This is a genomic window from Paraburkholderia sp. BR10936 (assembly GCF_040965735.1).
GTDB lineage: Bacteria > Pseudomonadota > Gammaproteobacteria > Burkholderiales > Burkholderiaceae > Paraburkholderia > Paraburkholderia nodosa_A.
Map to the genome: position 1 here is coordinate 1 of NZ_JBFRCM010000091.1, position 258 is coordinate 258.

Annotated in this window: 1 protein-coding gene; it reads left to right on the plus strand. The window is 69.0% G+C overall.

All coding sequences use genetic code 11. The features are described 5' to 3' along the window. A partial coding sequence (locus AB4Y36_RS40545; protein WP_368685945.1) for a hypothetical protein occupies nucleotides 1–258 on the plus strand: 258 nt, incomplete at both ends.

The following is a 258-nucleotide window of genomic DNA, read 5'->3' on the forward strand; positions in this document are numbered from 1 at the left end:
TGTTCCAGGCGCCGCTCGACCAGACCTGGGAGGCGGTGGTGCAGCCCGCGGCAGCCAGCCTGAACGACATCTGGCGCCGCTCGATCGTTGCCGCCTGGAACGCCGCCTTCGGTGGCCGCTATCCGTTTGCGGATTCGGACAACGATGCGTCGCTGCCCGTGTTGGCCCGGTTCATGCGCCCGGACAACGGCGTGATCCCGCAGTTCGTCACGACACAGCTGGCCGGCATCGTCGAGCGTCAGGGCGACCGCTGGGCAG